Source organism: Bradyrhizobium sp. USDA 376 (assembly GCF_054063675.1).
The window spans coordinates 7196077-7219615 of record NZ_JBSSGN010000001.1 but is presented as its reverse complement, the minus strand read 5'-3'; the positions used below and the strand labels follow the sequence as shown (position 1 = coordinate 7219615).

Annotated in this window: 17 protein-coding genes and 2 pseudogenes; 11 read left to right on the top strand and 8 right to left on the bottom strand. The window is 64.1% G+C overall.

All coding sequences use genetic code 11. The annotated features are described in order from the left end of the window. Window positions 1–597 precede the first annotated feature (597 nt). Both ACVJ19_RS33765 and ACVJ19_RS33760 read left to right on the top strand, forming a co-directional pair. Window positions 598–1953: an AAA family ATPase gene (locus tag ACVJ19_RS33765; RefSeq protein WP_453953408.1), complete on the top strand. Its 1356-nt coding sequence runs from the start codon at window positions 598–600 to the stop codon at window positions 1951–1953. Window positions 1954–1955: 2 nt separating this feature from the next. Beyond that, window positions 1956–2804 carry a DUF4435 domain-containing protein gene (locus tag ACVJ19_RS33760; RefSeq protein ID WP_453953407.1) on the top strand — a complete coding sequence of 283 codons (849 nt, stop codon included), beginning with the start codon at window positions 1956–1958 and terminating at the stop codon, window positions 2802–2804. A gap of 60 nt (window positions 2805–2864) precedes the next feature. Here ACVJ19_RS33760 and ACVJ19_RS33755 read toward each other — a convergent pair whose 3' ends face one another. The 3 genes from ACVJ19_RS33755 to ACVJ19_RS33745 are packed head-to-tail and all read right to left on the bottom strand — an operon-like array spanning window position 2865 to window position 5902. Then, a complete protein-coding gene (locus tag ACVJ19_RS33755; RefSeq protein ID WP_453953406.1) occupies window positions 2865–3896 on the bottom strand; it encodes an L-idonate 5-dehydrogenase in 1032 nt (343 codons plus the stop codon). A gap of 26 nt (window positions 3897–3922) precedes the next feature. Continuing rightward, window positions 3923–4690, bottom strand: coding sequence for an SDR family oxidoreductase (locus tag ACVJ19_RS33750; RefSeq protein ID WP_453953405.1), 768 nt, complete (start codon window positions 4688–4690; stop codon window positions 3923–3925). A gap of 12 nt (window positions 4691–4702) precedes the next feature. Beyond that, entirely contained in the window at window positions 4703–5902 is a 1200-nt protein-coding gene (locus tag ACVJ19_RS33745; RefSeq protein WP_211402390.1) for a mandelate racemase/muconate lactonizing enzyme family protein, read from the bottom strand. A gap of 176 nt (window positions 5903–6078) precedes the next feature. On the opposite strand from ACVJ19_RS33745, the gene ACVJ19_RS33740 reads away from it, so the two are divergent. Both ACVJ19_RS33740 and ACVJ19_RS33735 read left to right on the top strand, forming a co-directional pair. Next, a complete protein-coding gene (locus tag ACVJ19_RS33740) occupies window positions 6079–6846 on the top strand; it encodes a GntR family transcriptional regulator (RefSeq protein WP_453953404.1) in 768 nt (255 codons plus the stop codon). A 24-nt stretch (window positions 6847–6870) separates the two neighbouring features. Next, on the top strand, window positions 6871–8235 hold the full coding sequence (locus ACVJ19_RS33735; protein WP_453953403.1) for an MFS transporter: 1365 nt from the start codon (window positions 6871–6873) through the stop codon (window positions 8233–8235). 128 nt (window positions 8236–8363) lie between these two features. Here ACVJ19_RS33735 and ACVJ19_RS33730 read toward each other — a convergent pair whose 3' ends face one another. From ACVJ19_RS33730 to ACVJ19_RS33715, 4 genes and pseudogenes are all read right to left on the bottom strand, one after another. Next, window positions 8364–9614, bottom strand: coding sequence for an arsenic transporter (locus tag ACVJ19_RS33730; RefSeq protein WP_453953402.1), 1251 nt, complete (start codon window positions 9612–9614; stop codon window positions 8364–8366). 25 nt (window positions 9615–9639) lie between these two features. Further along, window positions 9640–10915, bottom strand: a pseudogene (locus ACVJ19_RS33725) (MFS transporter). Window positions 10916–10998: 83 nt separating this feature from the next. Next, window positions 10999–11439: an EamA family transporter gene (locus tag ACVJ19_RS33720; RefSeq protein WP_453953400.1), complete on the bottom strand. Its 441-nt coding sequence runs from the start codon at window positions 11437–11439 to the stop codon at window positions 10999–11001. A gap of 228 nt (window positions 11440–11667) precedes the next feature. Further along, window positions 11668–14145 carry a PAS domain S-box protein gene (locus ACVJ19_RS33715; protein WP_453953399.1) on the bottom strand — a complete coding sequence of 826 codons (2478 nt, stop codon included), beginning with the start codon at window positions 14143–14145 and terminating at the stop codon, window positions 11668–11670. A 223-nt stretch (window positions 14146–14368) separates the two neighbouring features. On the opposite strand from ACVJ19_RS33715, the pseudogene ACVJ19_RS33710 reads away from it, so the two are divergent. The 4 genes and pseudogenes from ACVJ19_RS33710 (at window position 14369) to ACVJ19_RS33695 (ending at window position 19030) form a co-directional block, all read left to right on the top strand. Further along, window positions 14369–15452: pseudogene (locus ACVJ19_RS33710) on the top strand (zinc-binding metallopeptidase family protein). A gap of 174 nt (window positions 15453–15626) precedes the next feature. Then, a complete protein-coding gene (locus ACVJ19_RS33705) occupies window positions 15627–17642 on the top strand; it encodes an acetyl-CoA carboxylase biotin carboxylase subunit (protein WP_453953397.1) in 2016 nt (671 codons plus the stop codon). A 225-nt stretch (window positions 17643–17867) separates the two neighbouring features. Next, on the top strand, window positions 17868–18734 hold the full coding sequence (locus ACVJ19_RS33700) for an isocitrate lyase/PEP mutase family protein (protein ID WP_453953396.1): 867 nt from the start codon (window positions 17868–17870) through the stop codon (window positions 18732–18734). Beyond that, window positions 18731–19030, top strand: a complete 300-nt coding sequence (locus ACVJ19_RS33695) for an acylphosphatase (RefSeq protein ID WP_453953395.1) — start codon at window positions 18731–18733, stop codon at window positions 19028–19030. The genes ACVJ19_RS33700 and ACVJ19_RS33695 overlap by 4 nt, the downstream gene beginning before the upstream one ends. Before the next feature lie 159 nt (window positions 19031–19189). On the opposite strand, the gene ACVJ19_RS33690 is transcribed toward ACVJ19_RS33695, so the two are convergent. Beyond that, window positions 19190–20710, bottom strand: a complete 1521-nt coding sequence (locus ACVJ19_RS33690; protein ID WP_453953394.1) for an ATP-binding protein — start codon at window positions 20708–20710, stop codon at window positions 19190–19192. Between the two features lie 155 nt (window positions 20711–20865). Here ACVJ19_RS33690 and ACVJ19_RS33685 point away from each other — a divergent pair, with 155 nt between their 5' ends. Genes ACVJ19_RS33685 through ACVJ19_RS33675 form a run of 3 tightly spaced genes read left to right on the top strand, consistent with a single transcriptional unit; the run spans window position 20866 to window position 23539 of the window. Beyond that, window positions 20866–21423 carry a GbsR/MarR family transcriptional regulator gene (locus tag ACVJ19_RS33685; RefSeq protein ID WP_453953393.1) on the top strand — a complete coding sequence of 186 codons (558 nt, stop codon included), beginning with the start codon at window positions 20866–20868 and terminating at the stop codon, window positions 21421–21423. A 17-nt stretch (window positions 21424–21440) separates the two neighbouring features. Further along, window positions 21441–22106, top strand: a complete 666-nt coding sequence (locus ACVJ19_RS33680) for a DUF4166 domain-containing protein (protein ID WP_453953392.1) — start codon at window positions 21441–21443, stop codon at window positions 22104–22106. Beyond that, entirely contained in the window at window positions 22103–23539 is a 1437-nt protein-coding gene (locus ACVJ19_RS33675) for a TIGR01777 family oxidoreductase (protein WP_453953391.1), read from the top strand. The genes ACVJ19_RS33680 and ACVJ19_RS33675 overlap by 4 nt, the downstream gene beginning before the upstream one ends.

Sequence of the window (23539 nt, the reverse complement as noted above, 5' to 3'; positions counted from 1 at the left end):
CGCGGGGGTGAGGGGTCTGTCTCCGCTAGAGAAACTCTCGATCAGCCGAGCGGAGGGGGCGGCGCATCATTCTCATGGGCTTCATCAGCGGAACATAACCCGGCTGGCAGAATGCCATCAAAGCCGCCCGAGGCACCGGTGCCGATCAGCTATAATGAACGCCAGCCGCTGGAGCGTCGTGATGAAGCTACCTGACGTTGATCGCGATGCATTAAAGCGCGCAATCGCGCTGAATGTCGCGATTGACGAGCGGCAGGCGCGTGGCGAGGACTGGGCGAGGGGCGCACGATCCTGCGCGCATCGCTGCCGGATCGCAGTGCTTCACTTGGAGCCTTGAGGATCAACGGTGGTGTACGCCGACTCCGCCAAGAGCCGTCGCTCTACTCAAGCGGCTCATCGCAGCCGGCCTGTCGAAATACGACCCCGACCCTATGGTCGCTCTTGCGCGTACAGAAGGGCAGAGTTCACTACTTAAGTATTAGATTCCCTTCCCAGTGCGGCTTCCGTATCTGCCCACTTCTGCTTGTGCGCTCTCAACGGACTATGCACCACGAAAGAAATTGATATAAGGTCGCGCTACAATCGGGGCGTGTTGCAATGCAAATTACAAATTTCCACTGTATCGGTCTGAATGCATTTTTGAAATACGATTTTGAGTTTTTTAGCGACGTAACCTTCTTACATGGCATCAACGGCTCGGGAAAAACGAGCATTCTGCGCGCCATCGCTTCGCTACTGACTCCTGATCCGGTTTGGTTGTGCAACAGCATCTTTGAAGACATCTCTGTTACGCTCGAACATCACGGTCAGACCTTTTCTATTCGCGCATCCGCCACCTCCGACACGACCTTGACCATCGAGATTTCCGGCGGGATCGAAATTAGTGACACCTTCGTAAAGGACGAAGTCCTTTCCCTTTTAAAAGTTGCCGACGATGAGTACTGGCGAGGATCAAGCGCAGCTCAGGAAGAGGCGACCCTGCGCACAAAACGGGTAATCGACGGCTTAAAGACTTTCAGCTTTATATCGAGCTTACCAACGCCGATTTTTCTTGGTCTGGATAGAACCACGCTGGCACCAACCAGCATCAGGGCACCGCAGCGAGGTTCTAGAGGGCGCGTTGTAAGCTCGTATTTCCGAACATCTCTGGATGACGCGCTTTACGAAGCGGAACGACTCATCATTGGTCAGCTCACCACCCTGAGTGCCGAAAGAAACCGCATTTTTGAAACGCTTCGAAACCAGCTTGTCCTTTCGCTTTTCCAGATGCCGGGCGACTCAGGTCCGGAGGAGCCGCCAAACCGGCCGCCGATAGTGCGTTTGCAAAAAATGCGCTCGTCGGTGATCACCGCACTAAAAAAGATATCCATCACGCCGAATGAAATCGAAACGACGGTTGAACCGTTTTTTCAACTTATGTTCTCGACCGCTGAGAAGGCCAGCGGAGCACCTACGCCGAGCAATAAGAATTATCAGGACTTCATTGCCGCGGTTGCGCCCTACCTAGCATTTCGTCCGTCGATATCGATCATTGAGCGTGCGGTGGAGAAGATCGAGGTGGCCAACACGAGAGAGAACGCCATCTCACGGCCCATTGAAATCTACACGAAAATCATGAACTCGTTTTTCGAGGATTCGCGAAAAGGAATTATGCTCGATCAGAACACTGTCCGCGTGCGATTGCCGTCCGGAAAATCCGCCGACATCACAGCGCTGAGTTCAGGCGAGCGTCAGATTTTTGTATTGATCACGCATCTACTTTTCAACCCGTCGATGCGTGACGAGAACATTTTGTTGATCGATGAGCCAGAGCTGTCACTCCATTTGAAATGGCAGAGACAATTTGTTCCCGCCATTCGGACCGCCAGCCCGTCCATTCAAATGATCCTCGCAACGCATTCGCCTGAGATCATTTTTGATGCCGAAGATAAAATGATATCGTTGGAGTTTTAAAGGTGGCCCAATTTTCACCGCGTTCAATGGGAGCGTACGCTGCAATTTGGCGCCCCTACAACGACATAGATATTTTCGTCGAAGATTCGTCGCTTCGAGGTCTATATGAACGGATGTTTCAAAGAATGCTAAAAGGGATTGCCCGCGTCAGCGCGGTCATTCCACTACAAAACCGTGCCGCCGTCACCGCAGAGGCGGAACGGTTACAAAATGATCTCGCCCGCCGCCGCTTTTTCTTGGTTGATGGAGATTTCGAGTGGTCAGTAGGAAAGATACGTAGAGTCCGCAATCTCTACACGCTGCGGTGCTATTCAATCGAGAATATCGCATGGAGCATGGACACTATCCATTCGGCCGCTCGCCTAGTAGCGCCGGGTATGACTGATGCAGAAATCCGCGGCGCCATTACAAACGCCGAACTTGACGCGATAGTGCGCGCCCTTTTTCCGATCTTCGTCGCATATTCCATTTGTTTTCGGCTGGGCTCGAACTGCGAGACGGTCGGCTTTTCGATTGTCCGCCTTATCGAGGATGGCGAAAGAACTAAATTGTGTCGTAAGAAGATCAGCAGCCGCGTGCGCGAGATTTATAGGCATATACGTCTTAATTTTGGACTGGCTGCGCTGCCTCGAGAGCGGAAGAAAGTAGAGAATATGCTGCTTCAGAGGAAGGTTGAGCCTTGGCAGTTTGTCGCCGGGAAAGGCTATCTACTCACCATTTTGCTATTCATCTTCAATGAGCGGTTGGACTACAAAGGTAGCTTGCGGCTCTTGTTCTCTTTACTGCTTCACGAGCCATCAAAATTGGAGGCCGGCCTTCAGCGCGCAGTGCGTCGAGCAGCATCCCGATGAACAAACACCCAACCACGGCGCGCAAATGATCGAGGCGGTGGACGGGCCGTTATCGCGCTCCTAGAAGGTCAACTGCACCTTCATCGACTGCGAACGGTCGCTGGCGAGCTCGAAGGCGGCGACCGCGTTCTCGAACGGCATGGTCGCCGTGATCAGCGGCTTGACGTCGATCAGGCCGTCGCCCATCAGCCGCACCGCCAGCTCGAACTCGGGATCGAAGCGGAAAGTGCCGCGCAGCTGCAACTCCTTGGCGACGATCGAGTTGATCGGCAGCGTCATCTCGCCGCCGAGGCCGAGCTGCACCAGTGTCGCGCCGGGCCGGAGCACGTCGAGCGCGGTGCGCAGCGCGGCCTGATTGCCGGAGGCCTCGAACAGCGTATCGAACACGCCCTTGCCGGCGCGCCAGGGATCGAGCGCGGCGGCGTTGGTCGCGACGTTGATGGCGTGCGTAGCGCCGAGTTTTTTCGCGACCGCGAGCGGGGCGTCAGCGACATCGGTGACAACGATCTCGGATGCACCGCCGAAGCGCGAGACCAAAATCATCAGTGCGCCGATCGGGCCGCAGCCGGTGATCAGCACGCGCTTGCCGAGCAGGGGACCGGCCTGCTTGCCGGCGTGCAGGCACACCGCCAGCGGCTCGGCGACCGCGGCCTCCGCGAGCGAGAGCTTGTCCGCGATCGGCACGGCCTGGGTGGCATCGACGGTGATGAACTCGCGAAATCCGCCCTGCACATGGGGAAAGCGCATCGCGCTGCCGAGGAAGCGCATGTCGAGGCACTGGTTGCGCATGCCCTCCTGGCAGTGCAGGCACTGGCCGCACGGCTTGCTCGGATTGACCGCAACGCGCGTGCCGGCCTTCACGCTGGTGACGCCGTCACCGACCGCCGCGACCACGCCGGCGATCTCATGCCCCAGCGCCATCGGCTGCTGGATGCGCACGACGCCGAAGCCGCCGTGATGGTAGTAGTGCAGGTCGGAGCCGCAGATGCCGCCGTTGGCGATCTTGACGCGGACCTCGCCGGGGCCTGGGGCCGGGTCGGGGTAGCTGTCGATCCGCAGGTCCTTCGGGGCGTGAATGACGACGGCGCGCATGGCTTGCTCCTTCGTTGTCTTCGCGGTCACATCGCGGCGATCATGCCGCCATCGACATAGATGATCTGGCCGTTGACGTAGGTGGAGGCATCAGAGGCGAGGAAGATCGCCGCGCCCACCAGCTCGTCCGGCTTGCCCCAGCGCTTGGAGGGGATGCGGCCCATCAGCCAATTGTTGAAATCGGCATTGTTGACCAGCGCCTCGTTCATGTCGGTCAGCATGTATCCGGGGCCGATCGCATTGGCCTGGATGCCGTGCTGGGCCCATTCCACCGCCATCGAGCGGGTCAGGTTCTTGATACCGCCCTTGGCGGCGGTGTAGGGCGCAATGGTGGGGCGCGCGAGCTCGCTGCCGAGCGAGCCGATATTGATGATCTTGCCACGCTTGCGCGGGATCATGCGCTTGCCGGCCTCGCGGCCGATCACGAAGGCGCTGGTGAGATCGGTCTCGATCACCTTGCGCCATTCGTCGGTGGTGAACTCCGCCAGCGGCTTGCGGTGCTGGATGCCGGCATTGTTGACGAGGATGTCGACCGCGAGGCGTTCTCGGTCGAAACGCTCGAAGGCGGCAACGATCGCCGGCTCGTCGGTGACGTTGAAGGCGGCGCCTTCGGCCAGGTAGCCGGCGGCGCGGAACTCGGCGACGGCCTGCTCGACGCGCTTGGGATCGACGCCGTTGATGATGATCTTCGCGCCGGCCTTGGCCATGCCCTCGGCAATGGCGCGGCCGAGGCCACGGGAGGAGCCGGTCACGAGCGCGGTGCGGCCGGAGAGATCGAAGAGGGAGGTGCTCATCCTAGGAATTCCTCAGACGTTGGAGCGGCGCACGGTGAGATCGGTGCGCTCGAAGACAGCAGGCAGAAGGTCGACGCCCAGGCCGGGGCCTTCCATCGGGAAGACATAGCCGTCCTTGATAACAGGCATTGTGGTGACGAGTTCATTGTACCAGCCCTTGTAGAAGGCGCGCACGGATTCCTGGATCAGGGTGTTGGGCTGGCTGAACGACATGTGGATGGCCGCGATGAAGCCGATCGGGCCAATGCAGTCATGAGGAGCAAAAGGCCGGTGATAGGTCTCGGCCATCGCCGCGATCTTGCGTCCCTCGGTGAGGCCGCCGGTCCAGCACAGATCCGCCATCACCACATGCATGGCGTCGCGGTCGAGCATGTCCTTGTAGGGGAAGCGCGAGCCCAGCGTCTCGCTGGCGCAGACCCAGACGTCCGTCGAGCGGGCATATTCGGCCAGCGCCTGCGGTGAGTTCATGCGGATCGGGTCTTCGTACCAGGTCGGCTTGTACGGCTCGAGCGCGCGCGCGATCTGCTTGGCGGTCGGCAGGTTCCACAGCGAGTGGAGCTCGACCATGATCTCCATCTTGTCGCCGACGGCCTTGCGGATCTTCTCGAACGGCTCGATCGCCTGCTTCATCTGCGCGGCGGTGATGTAGAGGCCCTTGTTCTCCTGCGCCGCCGGATCGAACGGCCAGATCTTCATTGCCGAGATGCCGCTCTCGAGCAGGCTTTCGGCCAGCGCGTCGGCGTGGTTCATGAAGCCGTCGAGGTCTTCATAGGGGCCCTTGGAGGCCCCGAGATTCCAGTTCGCGACCGGGCTGATATTGGTCGAGCGGACATATTGCGTGCCGGCGCAGGTGTTGTAGATGCGCTGCTTGTCGCGGCAGAGGCCGCCGAGCATCTGGTGCACCGGCTGGCCGCAGACCTTGCCGAACAGGTCCCACAGCGCGATGTCGATCGCGGAGGCCGCGCGATATTCGACGCCGGTGGAGGACTGCGCCATCGGCAGGTTCAGCATGTCGCGATGGATCGCCTCGATGTGCAGCGGATTGCGGCCGAGCAGGCGGCCCGCAAACGTGTCGTGGATCTGTGCCTCGACCGCGCCGGCGCCGTAGAAGGTCTCGCCGAGACCGATCAGACCAGTGTCGGTGTGGATGCGCACCCAGATGACGTTGGAAAATTCCTCGGTGCGCAGTGTCTCGATCGACGTGATCTTCACGGCAACTCTCCTCCCATCACGGGCGCCTCGCGCCCGACGTCTCATTTTGCATTGCAACATGTTGCAGGTCGTGCGGCAGTCTTACGCCTGCTTGTAATATATCACAACATGTTTTAAGGGTGCCACAAACAAGGCGCCACCCTGCAACGAGAGCGCGGCTTAGGGGAGAGGACGACATGGCACGGCGCAAGCGCGCGCTCCAGGTGGTGAGACACGAGGACGACGGCGAGGGCAGGCCCTCCCGGCGCAACCGTCTCAACTTCTTCGAGCTCGCTTATCAGAAGATCGAAGAGCTGCTCGTTCATTGCGAGCTCAAGCCCGGACAATTCATGACGATGCTGGAATTGCAGCAGATCACCGGCTTCGGGCGCACACCGGTGCATCACGCCGTCAATCGTCTTTCCGCCGATACGCTCATCATCATCCGTCCGCGTCACGGCCTGCACATCGCGCCGATCGACCTCGCGCGCGAGCGCATGCTGCTTGGGCTGCGCCGCGACATGGAGCGTTTTGTCATTCGCCTCGCGGCGGATCGCGCCAGCCTTTCCCACCGCAATCAGGCGTTGCACATTGAGCGTTTGCTGCGCGAACGTCGCGCCACTTTGACACTCGACGAGTTCAACAGCATCGACCGCCGCATCGATGCGCTGGTGCTGGAAGCCGCCGGCGAGCCGTTCCTGGTGCATACGCTGCGGCCGCTGCACACGCTGTATCGCCGCATCGGCTACATCCACCACCGCTTCATGCCGGGGCAGGCCGATCTGTCCGGCACGATCGATCATCATCTCGCCATTCTCAGTGCAGTCGCCAGCCGCCGCGTCGAGGAGGCAGTGAAAGCCAGCGATGCGCTGATCGACTACATGGGCGAGATGTTCACGGGCATGGAGGCGGGGATCGATCCGCGCCTGCTCGATTGCAGTATCGAGCCGCTGCTCGGCGCGTAGAGAGTTTTGAAGAGAGGACCAAACATGCAGACAATGGCCATGCCACAACCGACCGCGAGCGAGGCCGCGGTCCGCTACCTCATTACGAACTACAGTCCAAAGGGTAACAAGGTCGGCTGGCTGATGATGGCCTCGATCCTGGTGGAGGCCTGGGATCTCTACTCGATCGCCTTCGTGCTGATCTTCATCAAGGAGCAGTACAATCCCGATCCGCTGATGCTGGGCCTTGCCGCGGCGGGCACGCAGGGCGGCGCCCTGATCGGCGCGCTGCTCGGCGGCTGGCTGTCCGACAAGATCGGCCGCCGCGTCATGTTCCTGGTGACGATGGTGCTGTTCATCGTGCTGGCGCTGGCGCAGGCCTTCGTGCCGAGCGTCGGCTGGCTCGTCGTGATCCGCTTCCTGCTCGGCATCCCGCTCGGCTCTGACATCTCGACCGGCTACACCTACATCATGGAATCCATGGCCAAGGGTGAGCGCGAGGTCATGGGCAACCGCTGGCAGTTCATGTTCGCCGTCGGCGAGGTGCTGACCATCGGCGTCATCGTGATCTTCCTCCTGATCGACATGCAGCACGAGATGCTGTGGCGCGTGACGCTCGGCCTCGGTGCGGTGCCGGCGCTGATCATCCTTCTCATGCGCCATGACGTGCCGGAGACGGCGGTGTGGCTGGTGCAGAAGGGGCGCTACCGCGAGGCCAAGCAGGTCGCGCGCGAGATGTTCAACGACAATCTCGACATGCTGCCGGACCATGACGTGGAGGTGCCGAAGGTCTCGACCCGCGCCTTCCTCGCCGACCTCAAGAAGGATCCGATCCGCTGGCGCGCCACCGTCTACGGCTGGATTGCTTGTTTCACCCAGGCGAGCGAGTTCTCGACCTTCGCGTTCTACCTGCCCGTGCTGTTCGTGATGGTCGGCGTGTCGAGCGTGCTCGGCATCAACCTTGTGACGATGGCGCTGTTCTCCTTCGCCGCTCTGTCCGGGTGGGTCGGGCCGCTGCTGACGCCGAAGATCGGCCACCGCGGCATCTCGATCGCGGGCTTCTCGATCGTACTGGTCTCGCTGCTGGTCGCGGCCTTCGCGCTCTACACCGACAACAAGATCCTGCTGCCGTTCGCGGCGGCCGCGATGCTGTGGGGACATTACTGGGATGCGTCGAACTGCATGACGATCCCGACCATGGTCGCCAAGCCGAAATATCGCGGCACCGCCAGCGGCTTCGCCTACATGTTCGTGAAGCTGCCGTCGTTCCTGGCGATCTTCCTGTTCCCGTCGCTGTTCGCCGCGATCGGGCAGGCCAACGCCACGCTGTTCGTTGCGATCTTCCCGCTGATCGGATTGCTCGCCGCAATCTTCATCCTGCCGGAAGTCTACGGCTACGAGAACGACTGACGATGCGCGCGCCCGATCGCGGCCTCATGGCCGCGATCGGGCTCCTTCCGCGACGGGCTGAGGAAGACGGGACCGATCCCGGCGCCATGGCCGATGCACCGCAAACAACTGCAGTGAATTCGCTGCCGCTACCTGATCGCCGCCGCTAGCGCGGCGATCAAAGCGGGCGGCGTCACCAGCACGCCGAGCTTGAGGAACGGCCAGGCGCTGAGCTCGATCTTCTCCCGCCGGAGCGCAACCAGCCAGAGGATGGTGGCGAGTGACCCCGTCACCGACAGGTTCGGTCCGAGATCGACGCCGATCAGGATGGCACTGACGACCGGCGCCGGCAGATGATCGCCGGCGGCGACAGAGCCGGCGATGAGACCGACTGGAAGATTGTTGGCGACATTGGTAGCGATTGCGGTGGCGATGCCGACGCTCCAGGCAGCTTTCGGGATCGATTGCGCGACCGCCTGGTGCAGCAGCGCGCTGAGCTGCCCGATCACGCCGGTCTTCACCAGCGCTTCCACCATCACGAAGAGGCCGCCGACCAGCGGCAGCACGCTCCAGGACACGCCCCGCAGCACAGGCAGCGGGGACTGACTGCTGAGCAGCAGCACGATCGCGGCTGTCGCCACGCCGCAGATGAAGGTCGGCAGGCCCAGTTGCTTGTCCAGCGCAGAGGCCGTGACCAGCACGACGCCGATCGCGACGATGCCTGCGGCGGTGAGCTTGCCGCCGCGGCCGAGCTTTGGATGCGGCACGCTGCGGGCGATGGTCTCTTCCTTGAGCGCGCGGTGCTGGGTCAGGCGCAGCACGACATAGGTCAGCAGGATCGAGGCGGCCGAGGGCAGGGCGAACAGGCGCAGCCATTCCGTGAGGTGCGGCATGCGTGTGCCGAACACGACGAGATTGGCGGGATTGGAGATCGGCAGCACGAAGCTGGCGGCGTTGGCAATGAAGGCGCAGACGAAGAGATACGGCAGCGGCTTCGCGCCGGCCGCGCGCGTCGCGGCATAGACGGCCGGCGTCAGAACGATGGCGGTGGCATCGTTCGAGAGCAGCACGGTGACCAGCGTGCCGACGAGATAGATCAGCAGGAACAGCCGCTGCGGCGAGCCGCCGGCATATTCGACCGCGAGCGCAGCGAGATAGTCAAACAGGCCCTCGAGCCGGGCGAGCTCGGCGATCAGCATCATGCCGATCAGGAAGAGATAGACGTCGAGGCCCTTCTCGATGCCGACAAGCGCGTCCTGCCACGGCAACAAGCCAAGCAGCACGAGGGCCCCGGCGCCGATGACGGCCCAGATCGCCTCGGGCAGGCGAAACGGCCGGATGATGACGCCTGCGGTCGCAAGCACAATGATGCTCCAGGCCCAGATGGCGTCGGACGGCACGCTCAATCCTCGATGTGAAACGGGTTCATTCGGCAGCGATAACCGATGTCGGCGGCGCTGTCTTCCCCTGCGCTCGCAAGGCGCCATGCCGCGTCTCGGGCAAGGCGATGAGGCAGATCACGGCGCCGATCGCCGCGACCGCGCCGAGCGTGATGAATGCCGCGCTGTAGCCTGCACTGACCACGACGAAGCCGGCAAGCGCCGTCGACAGCGCGGCTCCAATGCTCTGGGCGGTGATGACCGCGCCCTGCGCCACGTTGAAGCGGCCGGTGTTGCGCATGAGGTCGGCAACGATGACGGGGAAGATCGCGCCGAAGATGCCCGCGCCGACGCCGTCGAGAAGCTGCACGCCGACCAGCCAGAACGGATTATCGGAGAGCGTGTAGAGCGCGCCCCGAACAGGCAGGATCAGCAATGCGGCGAGGAAGAAGCGCTTGTGGCCCCAGCTGTCGGCCCTGGCGCCGACCAGCATCGCGAACGGCACCATCACCAATTGCGCGGCGACGATGCAGGCCGACATCAGCGGAGGTGCCCATGTTCCTGTCCTGCAAGGCGAGTTTTTGTCCGACCAGCGGCAGCATTGCTGCATTGGAGAGATGGAAGAGCAGGACGCAGATCGCGAAGACGAGCAGCGGGCGGCAGGTCAGCAGCACTGCGAGGCCCGACGGCCGCTCATGCTGGGTGTCGCCATCGGCATCGTGCAGCCCGCGGGCCAGGTCGTGATCGATGGCCCGCTCGGGGATCGCGAGGATGCTGACGAGGCTCGCGACCGCCATGGCGCCGAGAAGGTAGAAGACGACGCTCGGTCCGAACCAATAGGCGGAAAGCCCGGCAAGCATCGCCGCGACCGCGTTGCCGGCGTGATTGAACGTCTCGTTGCGGCCAATCCGGCGGGTGAAGGCGGCGTGGCCGAAGATGCCGAGCGAAACGGCTGCAATCGCCGGCGGAAAGATCGCGGCGGCGGCCTGCGCTATTCCTTGCGAGATCACGACTGGCAGGAATGCCGGAAACAAGGGAAGCGACAGCGAGGCCGATGTCACCATGATGGCGGCGACAACCATCACCAGCCGTTTCGCCCGCGTCGCATCGACCAGGGCCCCGGCCGGTGTCTGTGCCACGATGCCGGCGATCGTCGCGATCGACATCACCAGGCCAATGCGTGCCTCGTCCCAATGCTGCTCGGTAAGGAGATAGACGGCGAGATAGGGCCCGAGCCCGTCGCGGACGTCGGCGAGGAAGAAATTGGCCGCATCCAGCGCGCGGCCGGCTCGCCTCGTCTGATCGGGGTCTCGGCTCGGCATCAGTGTTTCGGTCGAGGCGCAAGGTCGCACCGGCGGCAACCTTCGCGGCCTTCGCCCGGTTCCGCGCGTCAGCGGCGCGCTCCTCAAAACTTGATCGCCAAGAGCACCGCGCCGGCGCCGATCATGGCGATGCCGAGCCAGCCCTGCGCCGTCGGCCGCTCACCGAGAAAGGCGAATGCGAACAGGGCGACCAGCACGACGCTGAGCTTGTCGATCGGCGCGACGAGCGTGGCAGGCCCGAGCTTGAGCGCGCGGAAGTAACAGAGCCATGATGCGCCAGTCGCAAGCCCCGACAACGCCAGGAACAGCCAGGTCTTCGACGAGACCGCCGACGGCACGGTGAATTGTCCGGTGAAGAACAGCAGCACCGAGAAGGCGAGCAGCACCACGATGGTCCGGATGAAGGTGGCGAGATCAGGATTGATGTTCTCGACGCCGACCTTGGCGAAAATCGCGGTCAGCGCGGCAAAGCAGGCGGAGAGCAGCGCCCAGGTCTGCCAGGCGGAGAGGAGGGCGGGTTTCATGGATGTGTTGCCTTCATCAGGTCGTGACGTGGATCGCAGCCGAACACGCCGCTGTCGTCCCGGACAAGCGCAAGCGCCGATCCGGGACCCATAACCACAGGATGATGTTGGGCGAAGATTGGTGGTTATCAGCTTGCCCCATAACCTCTCCTTGTGGCTATGGGTCCCGGATCGGCGCGCGCTTGAGGCGCGCTTGTCCGGGACGACAGTGGCTTGCTTGGGTCGCACTCACCGCGCCACCGACAGCTTCTCCGTGATCGCCTTGCGCAGGATGCGCGAGAGCGATTCCACCGAATAGGGCTTCTGGATCAGCTCGAAGCCGCGATGGGCGTTTTCGGCGAGCACGTTGCTGTAGCCGGAGGTGAGCACGACGGGCAGGCCCGGATAGCGCTCGCGGATGATTCCGGCGAGCTCGACGCCGTTCATGCCGGGCATGATCACGTCGGAGAAGACGAGGTCGACGGCGAATTCGTTCTCGCCGAGGATCGCGAGCGCCGCGTTGGCGTTGGCGACGCGGCGGACGACATAGCCGAGGTCTTCCAGAAGCTCGGTCGAGAACTGGCCGACATCGTCATTGTCCTCGACCACGAGCACGCGGTAGCCGCGCCCGGTGGTCGCGGCCTCGCTGGTCAGCGCCGCCGCGTCCTTCTCGGTGGCTGGGCTTTGAGCCTGCGGCAGGTAGATGGTGAAGGTCGCGCCTTCGCCCTGTGTGCTCGTCACCGCGACGTCGCCCTCGGACTGCTTGGCGAAGCCGAACGCCTGGCTGAGGCCGAGGCCGGTGCCCTTGCCGACCTCCTTGGTGGTGAAGAACGGTTCGAAAATGGAATCGAGATGTTCCGGCGGGATGCCGCTGCCGGTGTCCCTGACCGAGATCGCGACATAGTCGCCGCCACGCGCCGATTGCGCGCGCAGGCTCGGAATCCCCTGGACCTTGTGCACCGCAATGGTGAGGCGGCCTTCGCCGTCCATGGCGTCACGGGCATTGATGGCGAGGTTGATCAACGCAGTCTCGAACTGGGCGACGTCGGCGACAGTGAAGCAATCCGCGTCCTCGATCTCGACGCTGATCTCGATGCGGCCGCCGACCAGCGGCCGGACCAGCTGTGCCACGCCCTCGACCTGGCTGCCGACATTGAAGATCTGTGGCTTCAGCGGCTGCCGGCGCGCGAAGGCCAGAAGCTGCGCCGTCAGTTTCGAGGCGCGCTCGACGGTGTCGGAGATGGCGTCGACATAGCGGCGGCGGCGCTCTTCCGGCAGCTCGCGCCGGCGCAGGAAGTCGGTCGCCGAACGGATGATGGTGAGGAGGTTGTTGAAGTCGTGCGCGACGCCGCCGGTGAGCTGGCCGATCGCCTCCATCTTCTGCGACTGCCGCAGCGCCTCCTCGCCGAGGCGGCGCTCCGTGATGTCGACGGCCTCGGGAACGGCGCCGGTGATGTTGCCGTGACGGTCGAGCACGGGGCGCATGCCGAATTCGAAATCGCGTTCGCCGATCGGCAGGCGTAGCCGCATTTCCAGCCGCACCGCCTCGCCCTGCAGGACGGTCCTGAAGGCTTCGCGCGCGACATCGCTCATGCCAGGGGTTGCCGTGAACCACGGCGTATCCCAGAACGGCTTGCCGATGACATCCCGCGCCTCGGCGTGGATGCCGTCAAGTGCGTTCTTGTTGGCGTAGAGCAGCTCGCCCTTGAGATTGACCAGTCCCTGATACTGGTTGCTGGTCTCCAGGATCGCGCGCAGCCGGGCCTCGTTGGATTCGAGTTCTGCTGTGCGCTCCGCGATGCGTTCCTCCAGCGTCTCGTTGAGCCGCCGGAGCTCGATCTCGGCCTGCTTGGCGACGGTGATGTCGTGGGCGACGCCGATGAAGCCGATATGCTTGCCGGTCGGGTCCCAGCGCGGCTGCGATTCCGAGCGCAGCCAACGCCACTCGCCGCTGGCGTTCCTGTAGCGCGCTTCCAGCACGAAGGGTTTCAGCGAGGCTTCGCCTTGCACCGACTGCTGGAGCACATGCGGAAGGTCGTCCGGATGCAGCACCTTGCGCCAGTCGAAATCGATCGCCTGGTCGTAGGGCAGGCCGACGAAGTCGACATAGGCCTGGTTGGCGAAGGAGCGCTTGCGGTCGAGCTTCGTGACCCAGATCGGCACCGGCGCGCTGTCGGCGATCAGCCGGAAGCGCTCCTCGCTCTCGCGCAGCGTCTCGCGCGCGAGCATCTGGTCGGTGATGTCGATATGGGCGCCGACGAGGCGGATTGCGCGGCCGTCCTTGTCGCGCTCGAACTTGGCGACGACCCGGATCCAGCGGGTCTCGCCGTCGCTCGGACGGATGATGCGGTATTCGGCGGTGTAATCCTCGCTGGTCCCGGAAAGCGCCTCGAAGAAATGTTTCACCGCCGCGTCGCGGTCATCAGGATGGATACGGTTGACCCAGTCCTCGTGCGTCTCGTCGGCGGCCTCAGGCGGCAGGCCATGGATCATCAGATATTCCGGCGAGCGGCGGTTCTTGAAGCCGTCGCGGAAGTCGACCTCGACGCCGCCGACCTTGCCGATGCGCTGGATGCGCGCGAGTTCGGCCTCGCGCTCCTGGAGCGCGCGATAGGCGTTGTCGCGCTCGCGCGCGACGTCTTCGAGGTGCTGGCGCAGCCTTTCGGCGGCGATGGTCTCGGGCAAAGGATCGTTCAAGGCGTCGGCCGTTGTCATGCGGGTGCGCACATGCCGGACTGATATTCACACAGACGGAGCGCGATGGCCATTGCTTAGAGGAAATAGACTGTCTGGAAGGACCCGCGGCCAGCCAGAACGCGGGAAAGTGCGGGTCAATCAATGCCCGGTCTGGCAATTTGTTCCTGATACTGGAACGATACGGCTGCGGAGGCGTCTTCGCGAGGCGCCACAACTCACATTCATAAAACTCCCTTTTCGAAGAGGCTAAATCTTGAAGCTCTTTGTCTGTCAGTCCTGTGGCAACATCCTCTATTTCGAGAACCGCGCCTGCGAGCGTTGCGGTCACCGTGTCGCCTTCCTCCCGGAGAAGGAGACGATGTCGGCGCTCGAGCCCGACGGCGAGGCTCAAGGCGGGGCCTGGATGACGCTGGCCGACAAGGGCAGGGGACGCATGCTGTGCCGGAATGCCGAGTACGACGCCTGCAACTGGCTGACGGACACCGGCGACGGCAATGACTATTGCCGCGCCTGTCGCCACAAACGGCATGGTGCCGGACCTGTCGGCCCCCGCGCAGCTCGCCGGCTGGCGCGAGCTGGAGGTGGCAAAACACCGGCTGTTCTATTCCCTGATCCGTTGGAAGCTGCCGCTGCAGACCCGGCAGGACAATCCCGAGCACGGCCTGATCTTCAACTTCCTCGCCGACGATCCGAACAGCGGACAAAAGGTCATGACCGGCCATGACAACGGCCTGATCACGATCGCGCTGACCGAGGCCGACGACATCGAGCGGGAGCGGCGCCGGCTGGAGATGGGCGAGCCCTACCGTACGCTGCTCGGGCATTTTCGCCACGAGGTCGGGCATTATTTCTGGGACGTGCTGGTTCAGGGCGGCGGCAAGCTCGACGAATGCCGCGCGGTGTTCGGCGACGATACGGCCGACTACGGCCAGGCCTTGCAGCGTCACTATGCCGAAGGTGCCCCGGCTGACTGGCAGCAGAATTACGTCTCGGCCTACGCCACGACGCATCCCTGGGAAGACTTCGCCGAGACCTGGGCGCACTATCTCCACATCGTCGATACCCTGGAGATGGCCTCTGAGTTCGGGATGGAGGTGCGCCCCAAGGTGGACCGCGACGGAGAGTTGACCGCGCGCATCCGTTTCAGCCCCTACGAGGCCAGGGACGTCCAGGCGCTCATCGACGCATGGCTGCCCTTCACCTTCGCCATGAACAGCGTCAACCGGGCCATGGGAATGCGCGACCTCTATCCCTTCATCCTGTCGCCGGCGGTGGTCGGCAAACTGGCCTTCGTTCACGGCCTGGTCCGGGACGTGGCCAAGGGCCGGAAGGTGTAGGCCGTCCCAAGGGCTCCTCACGCCTGTTTCGGTCTTGCGCTGGTACGCCAGAAGGCCCGGATTTAGACCGTTGCCTCCGGCCCATTTTGCTGTACCACGGGAGCCACACGGCCCGTCCCATAGGCTCCAACGGCCAGGGAAGGGTCCCGCCCAAGGTCGAGACTCAAGAAAAGCATGTTCAAACGCATTCTGATCGCCAATCGCGGCGAAATCGCCTGCCGGGTCATCAAGACTGCCCGCAAGATGGGAATTCAAACGGTTGCGGTCTATTCCGAGGCCGACCGCGATGCCCTCCATGTCGAGATGGCCGATGAGGCGGTGCTGATCGGCCCGCCGGCCGCGGCCGAGAGCTATCTGGTGATCGAGAAGATCGTCGAGGCCTGCCGCAAGACCGGCGCCGAGGCCGTGCATCCCGGCTACGGCTTCCTGTCCGAGCGCGAGGCGTTTCCGCGCGCGCTGGAAGCCGCCGGCATCGTCTTCATCGGCCCGAACCCCGGTGCGATCGCGGCGATGGGCGACAAGATTGAGTCCAAGAAGGCCGCCGCAAAAGCAAAAGTTTCGACCGTGCCGGGCTATCTCGGCGTCATCGAGGACGACAAGCACGCGGTCCGCATCGCCGACGAGATCGGCTATCCCGTCATGATCAAGGCCTCCGCCGGCGGCGGCGGCAAGGGCATGCGCATCGCGCATTCCAAGGCCGAGGTCGCCGAAGGCTTCAACCTCGCCAAGGCTGAGGCCAAGGCCTCGTTCGGCGACGACCGCGTCTTCGTCGAAAAGTTCATCGTCGATCCCCGCCACATCGAGATCCAGGTGCTGGGCGACAAGCACGGCAACGTGATCTATCTCGGCGAGCGCGAATGCTCGATCCAGCGCCGCAACCAGAAGGTCATCGAGGAGGCGCCGTCGCCGCTGCTCGATGAAGCCACCCGCCGCAAGATGGGCGAGCAGGCGGTCGCGCTCGCCAAGGCCGTGAATTACGATTCCGCCGGCACGGTCGAATTCGTCGCCGGCCAGGACAAGAGCTTCTACTTCCTGGAGATGAACACGCGTCTCCAGGTCGAGCATCCCGTCACCGAGCTCGTCACCGGCATCGACCTCGTCGAGCAGATGATCCGCGTTGCCGCCGGCGAGAAGCTCGCCATCGCGCAGAAGGACGTCACGCTCACCGGCTGGGCCGTGGAGTCGCGCCTCTATGCGGAAGATCCGTTCCGCAACTTCCTGCCCTCGATCGGGCGCCTCGTGAAGTATCGCCCGCCGGCGGAAGCGAGCCAGGACGGCATCACCATCCGCAACGACACCGGCGTGCAGGAAGGTGGCGAGATCTCGATCCATTACGATCCGATGATCGCAAAGCTCGTCACCCACGCGCCGTCTCGTGCGGCCGCGATCGAGGCCCAGGCCACCGCGCTGGATTCGTTCTATGTCGACGGTATCAGGCACAACATCCCGTTCCTGTCGGCGCTGATGCATCATCCGCGCTGGCGCGAGGGCCGGCTCTCGACCGGCTTCATCGCCGAGGAATTCCCCAAGGGTTTTGCGGTGCGCGTGCCCGAAGGCGAGGTTGCACGGCGGATCGCCGCCGTCGGCGCCGCCATCGATCACGTGCTGGGGGAGCGCAAGCGGCAGATCTCGGGGCAGATGGGTGGCCGCGTCGTGCAGCGCGAACGCCGCCGCGCGGTCTGGCTCGATCGCCAGGAAATCCAGCTCGAGGTCGGACGTGAGGGTGACGCGATCGCGATCCGCTTCGTCGACGCCGAGGGCAAGGCCGGCAATCCGCATCTGCTGCAGTCGCCGTGGAAACCGGGCGATCCGGTCTGGCAGGGCACCATCGACGGGCACTTCGTTGCGGTGCAGGCGCGGCCGATTGCGAACGGCATTCGCCTCGCGCATCAGGGTGTCGAGGTGCCGGTCTATGTCTGGACCGAGACGGAAGCGACCTCTGCCCGGCTGATGCCGGTGACGGCGGCCTCCGACACCGGCAAGAAGCTGCTCTGTCCGATGCCGGGCCTCGTCGTCTCGATCGCGGTGACCGAGGGGCAGGAGGTCAAGGCCGGCGAGACGCTCGCCGTGGTCGAAGCCATGAAGATGCAGAACGTCCTCCGCGCCGAGCAGGACGGCACCGTGAAGAAGATTCACGCCAGCGCCGGCGCGACGCTGGCGGTGGACGCGCTGATTTTGGAGTTTGCGTAAGACTGGCCTCGGCTATCGCCCCAATGTCGTCCTGGACAAGTGAGCTCTTGGCAACGCGTAGCGTTGTCCAGAGCGAACGCCGATCCAGGACCCATTACCCCAGGGAGCAGTCGTTGACGGAGATCGTAGCCATCACCTACTGCGACAATGTACAGTTGGGGTAATGGGTCCTGGCTTTCGCCAGGACGACGATAGAGTGTGTTCGCACCGACCGAGACAGCAACCATGGCCTTCCGTTCCCGCCGCGAGACACTGCGCTCCGTCCTGTCGGGCGCAACGTGCGTCCATCCCGGCTCGGTCTATGACGCGATCTCGATCCGGATCGCCGAGGATTTCGGCTTTCCCCTCGGCATGTTCGGCGGCTCGGTGGCTTCGCTCGCCGTGCTCGGCGATCCCGATATCACCCTGATCACGCTCACCGAGCTTTGCGAACAGATGCGGCGAATGTCGCGTGCTTCCACACTGCCCGTGCTGGTCGATGCCGATCACGGCTACGGCACTGCGCTCAACGTGCGCCGCACGGTGCAGGAGCTGGAGACATCAGGTGCCGCCGGCCTCACCATCGAGGACACGCTGCTGCCCGCCGCCTTCGGTGAAGCAAAGACGCAGCTGATCTCGCTGGAGGAGGGCGTCGGCAAGATGAAGGCGGCGCTCAGCGGCCGCAGCGATCCGTCGCTGGTCATCATGGGCCGCACGGGTGCTGCCTCGATCACCTCGATCGAGGATGCGGTCCGCCGTGCCAGGGCCTATGAGGCCACCGGCGTCGACGCGCTGTTCTTCACCGGCATCAAGTCGCGCGCCGAACTGGAAGCGGTCGCATCCGCGACGCGCCTGCCGATCGTGCTCGGCGGCGCGCCGGAGGAACTGAACACGCTCGACTATCTCGCCAGCCAACGCGTGCGCATCGCGCTCCAGGGCCATGCGCCGATCGCGGCGGCGACGCAGGCCGTCTACGACACGCAGAAGGCGCTCCGCGAAGGCACGCTGCCGAAGGCCCTCAAGGGCCTGGCCTCCGCCGAGCTGATGGGCCGGGTCACGCGCGAGGCCGAGACGAAGGCGCGCAGCGCCGATATTCTCGGGCTGAAGACATGAGCCGGGCGATCCTCCAGGTCATGATCCGCGGCCGCGTGCAAGGCGTCGGCTATCGCGCTTGGGTCGAATACCAGGCGACCGCGAGCAGTCTCGAAGGCTGGGTCCGCAACCGCCGCGACGGCAGCGTCGAAGCGCTGTTTGCGGGCGCGCCGAACCACGTCGCCGACATGGTCGCATTGTGCCGCCACGGCCCGCCGTCGTCGCGCGTGGACAGCGTCACCAGCGAGACGGCGAGTGCGGATGAGCTGAATCTGCGCAGGGCAGGGGAAGCATTCTCGGTGTTGCCGACGGTTTGAGAGCCACGCCTCGCTCCGCAGCGGCAGTGCGCTCCCTCGCCCCGTTCTTACGGGGAGAGGGTTGGGGTGAGGGGCCTCTTTCCGCATGCGAAATAGTCGAAGTACCTGTACCCCTTCACCCGAATTCGACCTCTCCCCGCAAGCGGGGGAGGTTAAGAGTCACCTCGGCAATTTCGCGATCGCTTCGCTGAGCTCGTGGATCTCATACGGCTTGCGCAGGATCGGGAAGTCGCCGCGCACGTCGGCGGCGACCTCACTGTAGCCGGTGGCGAGCAGGATCGGCAGGCCGGGGCGGAGCTGACGCAGGCGATGGGCGAGGGTGAGGCCGTCCATCTTGCCGGGCATCACGATGTCCGAGAATACGAAGTCGACGCCGTTGCTCTCGATCTCGCGCAATGCCGCTTCGGCGTCGGCGACCCGGCGCACCTGGTAGCCGAGCTGCTCCAGAAGCCCGATGCTGACGAGCGCGACCTCGGGATTGTCCTCGACCAGCAGCACCGTTCCGCTGCCGCGGAACGGCATCGCCTCCGCGGTGTCGCGTGCCGGCGCATCCGTGCCGCGCGGCAGCAGGATGGTGAAGATCGTGCCCTTGCCGAGCTCGCTTGCGACCCTCACCGTGCCGCCGGCCTGATGAGCGAAGCCGTGCACCTGGGAGAGGCCGAGACCGGTGCCCTTGCCGATCGGCTTGGTGGTGAAGAACGGCTCGAAGATCTTGTCGACGACGTCGGCGGGAATGCCGAGCCCGGTGTCGGCGACGTCGATCGCCACGAACTCGCCGGCGAGCGGGGTCTCGTCCAGCACCACGTTGCGGGCGCTGATCGTCACCGTGCCGCCGTCGGGCATCGCATCACGGGCATTGATGACGAGATTGAGCAGCGCGGTCTCGAGCTCCGAGACGTCGGTCCTGACCGGCCAGACCTTGGGGTCGATGTCGAAGGTGAGGCGCACGGAGCTGCCGAGACCGGCGTCGAGCACCGCGCGGATCGCCGCGATGCGTTCGGCGAGATCGATCGCCTGCGGGTTGACGCTCTGTCGCCGCGCGAAGGTGAGGAGCTGGTTGGTCAGCGCGGCGCCGCGCCTGGTCGCAGTCTCGATCGCGGAGATCGCGCGCTGAAGCCTGGCCTCGTCGACGGCCCCCTTCTTCAAGACATGGAGGCTGCCGCTGATGATCATCAGGAGGTTGTTGAAGTCATGGGCGACGCCGCCGGTGAGCTGGCCGAGCGCATCGAACTTCTGGGATTCGGCGAGCTGCTTCTGCATCGCCTCGAGCCTGAGCTGGGCGTTGCGGCGTTCGGTGATGTCGCGCGTGATCTTGGCGAAGCCGACCAGCGTGCCGTCCTCGTAGATCGGATCGATCACCACGCTCGCCCAGAAGAACGTCCCGTCCTTGCGAACGCGCCAGCCTTCTTCCTCATAGCGGCCCTTTTCTCGCGCGATGCCGAGCGCTCGCGCGGGTTTGCCGCTGGCACGGTCAGCCTCGGTGTAGAAGCGGGAGAAATGCTGGCCGAGGATTTCCTCGGGCGGGTAGCCCTTGATGCGCTCGCCGCCGATGTTCCAGCTGGTGATGATGCCGCTGGGATCGAGCATGTAGAGGGCGTAGTCAGCGACTCCTTCAACCAGCAGCCGGAAACTGCGCTCGCTTTCGAACAAGTCCCTCTGCTGACTGAATCTTTTTACCATTCCTAGACCCCGCCTCGACGGGAGCAAACGCTCAGGCCGGCGTTTTGGTTCCGGCGCTCTGGGAACTTTTTAGGCAAATGCCGCAGCCGGTATGCACGAGGGCGGCCAGGGCAAACGCCCTTGACACGCAATCGCATTCGTCAGATATTTCTGTCATGACAGAAATAACCGGAAAGAGGAAACTCCCCGCCGCCGTCGAGCGCTTCATCCTGCATTGGGGCGACATGGGCGACGGGTGGGGCGTCAATCGCTCGGTCAGCCAGATCCACGGGCTGCTCTATCTGTCCGAGGCGCCGATGACGGCCGAGGACATCGCCGACACGCTCGGCATGGCGCGCTCCAACGTCTCCAATTCGCTCAAGGAGCTGCTCGCCTGGAACCTGATCCGGCGGGTGCCGATCCTCGGCGACCGCCGCGATCATTTCGAGGCCGAGACCGACATCTGGGAGGTCGCCGCCCGGATCGCAGCGCGGCGCAAGGAGCGGGAGCTCGATCCGGCCATCGCGGCGCTCAGGGCCTGCGTGTCCGATGCCACTGATGATCCGGCCATCAATCCGGTCGCGAGCAAACGGCTGAAGGAGATGCTCGCCTTCACCGAGCTCGCCGACCACTGGTTCATGCAGATGCTGAAGGTGCCGCGGCCGCGGCTGGTCGCCTTGATGCGGCTTGGCGAGAAGATCGCCAACCTGCTGCCGCTGGGCAAGGCCAAATAGTTCTCAAGGAGGGTGCGATGACGTCGGCTCGATTACCAGGCTTAGGCGCATCTCCCTCCGCTCACACCAGACTGCTCGACGATCGCCGCTTCCGTGCGCTGTTGCCGGACGAGGATTGGGGCCGGCTGCCGCTCGCGACCTGGCGGCGCTTTTCCAAGCGCGTCGCCGACGGCGACAGCGTGGTCTATGTCGGCGTGGTCGACGAGGTCGCCTTCAGCGACACCGGCTGGTGGTTCGCGCAAGCCGCGCGCCTGATCGGCGGGCCGCTGCCGACCGGCCGCGACACCGGCGTGCCCATGATCGTGACGGTCACCGAGGACGGCGCCACCGGCGGGCAGACCTGGACGCGCATCTGTGCGCGCAAGCGCGGCTTTCCGCAGGTGATCCATTCTGCAAAACGCTTCGCCGGTCCGACCGGGCTCGAAGAGTATGTCGGCTTCGGCGTCTCGATGGCGCTGCGCATCGCGGTCGAGGGACAGGCGCTGACCTTCCGCAGCGCCGGTTACGGCCTGCAGCTCGGACGGCTGTGGGTCCCACTGCCGCAATGGCTCACGCCGGGCGATCTCACGGTGACGCACAGCGACCTCGGCGAGGGCGCCTTCCGTTTCACCCTCGATGTCACTCACCCGCGTTATGGCGCGCTGATCCACCAGTCCGCATTGTTCAGGGAGGCCGTATCATGACGCCGCTATTGTGGACCCTCATCGCCATCCAGATCGTGATGGGCGTGTTCGACACCTTCTATCATCACGAATTCACCGAGCGACTGGCCTGGCGTCCGTCGCAGCGTTTCGAATTGAAGCTGCACGGCATCCGCAACATGCTCTATGCGCTGCTGTTCCTGCTGCTTGGCTGGCTCGAGGTTTATGGTGTGCTGGCGCTCTTGATCGTTGCCATCCTGGTCGCTGAGATCGTCATCACGCTGATCGATTTCGTCGAGGAGGATCTCAGCCGGAAACTGCCGCCGAGCGAACGCATCAATCACACGCTGCTCGCGATCAACTACGGCGCCATCCTGGTGCTGCTGCTGCCCGTGCTGATCGCCTGGGCGATGCAGCCCTTTGGCGTGACCGTTGTGTATCAGGGCCTGCTCAGCATCGCCGCAACCGCCTGTGCGGTCGGCGCGGCGCTCTGCGGTGTCAGGGATTTTGCGGCGATGCGCCGGCTCGGCCGCATGCGAAGTGTGCCGGCGGCCGGCCTTGTCGAAAAGCTGCCCGACCGCAAGACCGTGCTGATATCAGGTGCCACCGGCTTCATCGGCAGCCGGCTCGCCGCGAGCCTCGGCGGGGCAGGGCACCACGTCATCGCGCTGATCCGCAATCCCGCGAAGGCCGAGATGCTGCCGCCGCCGGTGACGCTGATCACGAGTCTCGATCAGCTCGCCGCGGACACGAAGATCGATGCCATCGTCAATCTCGCCGGCGAGCCAATCGGAAACGGTCTTTGGACCGAGGCAAAGCGCGCGAAGATCATCAGTTCGCGCATCGACATGACCGGCGAGGTCGTCGAACTGATCGCGCGGCTCGAGCGCAAGCCCGAGGTGCTGGTCAGCGGCTCCGCGATCGGCTGGTACGGATTGTGGGCCGACCAGGTGCTGACGGAGTCGGCGAAGTCGCACGCCTGCTTCAGCCACGAGCTGTGCGCGGCCTGGGAAAAGGCGGCGCGGCCGGCGGAAGAGCTCGGCGTGCGCGTGGTCTATTTGCGCATCGGCCTCGTGCTCGGCACCGAAGGCGGCTTCATCACGCGCATGCTGACGCCGTTCGAGTTCGGCCTCGGCGGCCCGCTTGGCACCGGCCGGCAATGGATGTCCTGGATCGAGCGCGACGACCTGATCCGGCTGATCGCCTATGTGATGGCAACGCCCGATCTCTCAGGCCCAGTCAACGCCACCGCGCCGATCCCGGTCACCAATGCAAAGTTCACCGAAGAGCTCGGCCGCCGTTTGCACCGGCCCGCGGTGTTCCGCATTCCCGGTGGCCTCCTGCGCCGGATCGGCGGCGGCTTTGCCGACGAACTCCTGCTCGGCGGCCAGCGCGTGCTGCCGAACAAGGCGCTCAGCCGCGGCTTCGTGTTCCGTCACGAGACGCTGCGCAGCGCATTCGAGGCGATCTTGTGA